The following is a 4,821-nucleotide window of genomic DNA, read 5'->3' as shown; positions in this document are numbered from 1 at the left end:
TGTCCGAGTCGAAAGAAGACTTTTGCCGCCTGATCGCTTTTTCCGTAGTGCTGATTCTGCACGTACTGCGAATACGTCACGTCCGATGCCGAGAGAAACGAATGGGCAAAGGTCGGATTGGATTCTTCGCCGTACGCTCTCGCGAGTTCAGTTAACACGGCCTCTTGTGATGCCATCGTTTCGTCCAGCGATCGCCTTGCGAATGCGTCTGCTGCCGTCAGGCTGAGTTGCAACGCATCGACGTGCGCATCGGCAGACGCATTGGCGTGGGGGATCTCCGATTCTGGTGCATGACTCGGCGTGGTCGCCTGCTGAGACCGGAGGAGCAATCCATTGGCGGCTCCGATGACGAGCAGGAGTAAGGAGATTGTAAGGCCAAAAAAAGACCACTGTTTCACAAATTGAACCCCATCACTCGTCGTTACAGCTGGCACCTGGATCCAGTGTTAAACCGATCCGGTCCGGTTTGGGTTCCGCCGGAAACCCTCCGGGTGGATAAAGATTCGGTAAATGGCCTGCCCCGTTTAGCGTCTTGCCATCCCCCGAGCCGACGGCATCGCCGCGCCGACAGCCATTCCGATGGGACCGGTCACCGTCGCTTTTCAGGGGAGGCCCGGCAACCGGAAGGGGCGAGGCGGGGGTGGAGGGCTGGAGTGACGGCGGGATTGGTTTTCGAGTATGCTAACGGTTCAATCGAAACTCCCGAGCCGTGCTGATTTGTTCGGCCGAGCGTTCCGATCCCACCCCACTCGCGCTCTCGAGATTTTGACGATGACCCGCACATCGTTTTTGACCGTGCTGCTGTTTTGCATGCACGCTTCGTTGATCGGCGTTTGGTCGTCGTCGGCCGAAGAACCATCGACGCAGAAGCTGACCTACGAGCAGCACATCCGGCCGATCTTTCGCGCCCATTGTTTTGATTGCCATGGGGCGACGGCGGAATTGGAAGGCGGCTTGGACTTGCGGCTTGTCCGGTTGATGAAAGCGGGCGGTGACAGCGGGGCGTCGATCGTGCCCGGCGATCCTGAGGAAAGCTTGCTGCTGCAACGCGTCATCGACGGTGAAATGCCTCCGGGAGATCACAACGTCCCCGACCATGAGACCGCGATCCTGAAGCAATGGATTTTGGCGGGCGCTCCGACGGCACGGACGGAACCCGATTCGATCGGCCCCGGCCTGGGAATCACCCCCGAAGAGCGGGCGTATTGGGTCTTTCAGCCGATTGCGACCGAAAAAGCCCCGCCGCGGGTGGACCATCCCCGCGTCCAAAACCCGATCGATTCCATCGTGTTGCGAGACGCAGAGGAGCAGCGCCTGCCGCTGGAACCCGAGGCGGATCGTACGACGTTGGTCATCCGCGTTTATTTCGATTTGATCGGTCTGCCGCCGTCGGCCGAGGAGGTGCAACGTTGGTGCAACGATTCACGGGAAGACTGGTACGACCACCTGCTGACCGAACTGCTCGATTCGCCGCACTATGGCGAACGCTGGGGACGCCATTGGCTGGATGTCGCCGGCTACGCCGACTCCGAAGGCTATACCGTGGCAGATCCCGAACGTGCCTGGGCCTGGAAGTATCGCGACTGGGTCATTCGTGCACTCAATGCAGACAAACCGTTCGATCAGTTCATCATCGAGCAGCTCGCCGGCGACGAACTTGCCGGCCCCCGCAACGGCGACCTGACAGCCGAACAAATTGAATTGCTGACCGCGACCGGCTTTCTGCGGATGGCCGCTGATGGAACCGGCAACGGAGCCAATAACGACGAAGCACGCAATCAAGTCATGATCGACACGATCAAGATTGTCGGGACGTCGCTGATGGGGTTGAGCTTTCACTGTGCCCAGTGTCACGACCATCGCTACGATCCGATCCTGCAAACCGATTACTACGCGCTCCGCGCCGTCTTTGAACCCGCGTTGGATTGGAAGGCGTGGAAAACACCGGGCGCGCGTCTGGTTTCGCTGTACACCGCCGCCGACCGCGAACGAGCCGCGGAGGTGGAAATCGAAGCAAAGAAGATCGAGCAAGAGAGAAGCCAGCGGCAGGCCGAGTACATGAAGCAGGCGCTCGACAAAGAACTGCTCAACTACGAGGAACCACTGCGGACGTCGCTTCGCCAGGCGTACCAAACGCCAGCCAAGGAACGTGACGAAGAGCAGAAGAAACTGTTGGCGGCCAACCCCAGCGTCAACATCACCCCCGGCAACCTGTACCAATACATTCCTGATTCGAAACCCAAGCTGGCCGAGATCAGCAAACGGATCGCCGAAGTGCGGGCCAAGAAACCGACCGAAGAATTTGTGCGGGCGTTGGTCGAACCGGCCGGCCATGTCCCGGAAACCAAACTGTTTCACCGCGGTGATCCCGGCCAACCGAAGCAAACCGTCATGCCGGCTGCACCGGAAGTCGCTTCACCGGAAGGCCGGCAGGTCGAGTTTCCGGTCAACGATCCCGAGATCGCGTCCACGGGACGTCGACTTGCCTTCGCACGCTGGTTGACCGATCGCGACAACCCATTGCTTTCGCGTGTGATCGTCAATCGCGTTTGGATGCACCACTTCGGCAAAGGCTTGGTCGCCACGCCCGGTGAGTTCGGCAAGCTCGGTGCGATGCCTTCGGATTCCCGCCTGCTCGATTGGTTGGCAGCTGAATTTGTGCAGCAGGGCTGGAGTCTCAAACAGCTGCATCGCCTGATCCTTTCCTCGGCGCTTTGGCGGCAGAGCGTTGTTCCCACTTCGGCGAACCCCTACGCGCGGACCCTGCGACGATTGGAAGCCGAAACGATTCGCGATCGGATGCTGGTGGCGTCGGGATCGCTTGATCGCCGATTGTTCGGTCCACCGGTCGCCATCAAAGAAGACGAAACCGGTCAGGTCGTCGTGGACGGGCCGCAATCGCGACGCAGTTTGTACGTCCAGGCTCGCCGCAGTCGCCCCGTCGCACTGTTGCAGACCTTTGATGCGCCGGTGATGGAAACCAATTGTGAAAACCGAGTCAGTTCGACGGTGGCGACCCAGTCGTTGATGTTGCTCAACGGTCAATTCATTCTCGATCAATCCGCCAAACTGGCTGACCGCGCGGCGCAAGAAGCGGTCGCCTTGTCGGAGCAGCGGTTGGCGTCGCTTCCCCACGTGCCGACTCCCAAGCAATCACAGTGGCAGTATGGTTATGGCGGGTTGGATGAAGACAGCGGACGCACCAAATTCACGCCGTTTCCGCACTGGACGGGAACGCATTGGAGTGGTGGCGAAACGCTGCCGGACGCGCATCTCGGTTGGGCACATCTGAACGCCGGCGGCGGGCATCCCCATGATGCCGATCGATCGGTCGTGCGTCGCTGGGTGGCGCCGCGTGACGGTGTGATCGCGATCAGCGGATCCTTGCATCACCCGTCCACCAACGGCGATGGTGTACGGGGGCGAATCGTGTCGAGTCGGTCCGGTTTGATCGGGGACTGGGTCGCACAGCACGGCACGGTCGAGACGACGGTCGACCGCATCGAATTGCAATCCGGCGACACGATTGACTTCGTCACCGATTGCCGAAGCAACCACACTTCCGACTCGTTCACTTGGCCGGTGACCATCACATTGACGAAACCATCTGGGCCGGAAGAAACATTTCGCTCGCAAGATCAATTCGCCGGCCCCGCCGAGTCGACCGGTGCGGTACCCGGCCAGATCGTTCGGGCCTGGGAACTCGCCTACAACCGCCAGCCTCGCGGCGACGAACTGGCGCTAGCCGTCGAATTCGTCGCCGACCAAATTCGGATGATGGATGCGATGCCCGAAGCCATCCCGCCGGGCAGAACAAGTGTCTCTCAAGCGATGACCAATCTGTGTCAGTCGCTCCTCAGTTCCAACGAGTTCTTGTATGTGGAATGAAACCCTCACCCGCCGCTGTTTTCTAAACCGCCAGGCATTGGGAATCGGATCGGTCGCGCTGGCCTGGTTGTTGCAACAAGAGCAAGTGGCTGCAAAACCGAAAAACGTCCCCATGCAGCCGCCCACGTTTGACTTGGGGCTGAAACCGACGCATCATCCGCCCAAGGCCAAGGCGATGATCTCGCTGTTCCAGCATGGCGGGCCGTCACACATGGACCTGACCGACCCCAAGCCGGAGCTGACGAAATACGACGGCACCGAATACCAAGGCGAAGTCGGCTACAGCTTTGTCAACGAAGCCAGTAAGAAGCTGATGGGGACGCGGTGGAAGTTCGCCAAGCATGGCCAATGCGGGACCGAACTGTCCGAGTTGCTGCCTGAAACGGCACAGATCGTCGACGACATCTGCCTGATCCGCAGCATGCACACCGGCGCGAACGGCCACGAAGTGTCGATCCGCTACTTTCATGGTGGAATCCCCGGTGTGACCGGTCGCGCCCACTTGGCGTCGTGGCTGTTGTATGGCTTGGGCAGCGAGACGCAAGAGTTGCCCGCCTACATGGTGTTGACCGACCCGGGCGGGCATCCCGTCGACGGCACCAACAACTGGTCCAGCGGGTTCATGCCGGCACTTTATCAAGGCACCGTCTTGCGTCCCAAGGAGCCACGGATTTTAAATCTGGATGCGCCCTCGCACCTGCAAGGATTGCCGCAGCGTCAGAACCTGGATTTCCTGCAGACGCTGAACCGAAACCATGCGGACCGGTTCCCCGGTGCCAGTGATTTGGAGGCCCGCATCGCCAGTTATGAATTGGCCGCGCGGATGCAAACGGCCGCCCGTGAAGCTCTCGACATTTCCAAGGAAACCAAGGCGACTCACGAGTTGTACGACATCAACGACGACGCAACGCGCGAGTACGGAACGCGTTGTCT

General features: G+C 60.1%; 3 protein-coding genes. 2 read left to right on the top strand and 1 reads right to left on the bottom strand.

What is annotated here, in order from left to right; translation table 11 throughout:
• Positions 1 to 329, bottom strand: a 329-nt coding sequence (locus tag ABX749_RS22220) for a hypothetical protein (protein WP_372897911.1), incomplete at its 3' end; no start/stop codon positions are given.
• Between the two features lie 442 nt (positions 330 to 771).
• Between ABX749_RS22220 and ABX749_RS22215 the strand changes: the two genes are divergently transcribed.
• Together ABX749_RS22215 and ABX749_RS22210 are read left to right on the top strand one after the other, a co-directional pair.
• Positions 772 to 3,888 carry a PSD1 and planctomycete cytochrome C domain-containing protein gene (locus ABX749_RS22215; protein ID WP_372897910.1) on the top strand — a complete coding sequence of 1,039 codons (3,117 nt, stop codon included), beginning with the start codon at positions 772 to 774 and terminating at the stop codon, positions 3,886 to 3,888.
• The coding region (locus ABX749_RS22210; RefSeq protein WP_372897909.1) for a DUF1501 domain-containing protein at positions 3,878 to 4,821 on the top strand (944 nt) is incomplete at its 3' end. The genes ABX749_RS22215 and ABX749_RS22210, both read left to right, overlap by 11 nt.

It is taken from the genome of Stieleria sp. (assembly GCF_041595215.1).
Classification (GTDB): domain Bacteria; phylum Planctomycetota; class Planctomycetia; order Pirellulales; family Pirellulaceae; genus Stieleria; species Stieleria magnilauensis.
The sequence above is the reverse complement of the archived record's forward strand: the minus strand, read 5'-3'. Positions and strand labels throughout refer to the sequence as shown.

What these genes read in the sequence shown, in the direction of transcription:
- ABX749_RS22215 (WP_372897910.1), top strand. Translation starts at nt 772, where the DNA reads ATGACCCGCACATCGTTTTTGACCGTGCTGCTGTTTTGCATGCACGCT.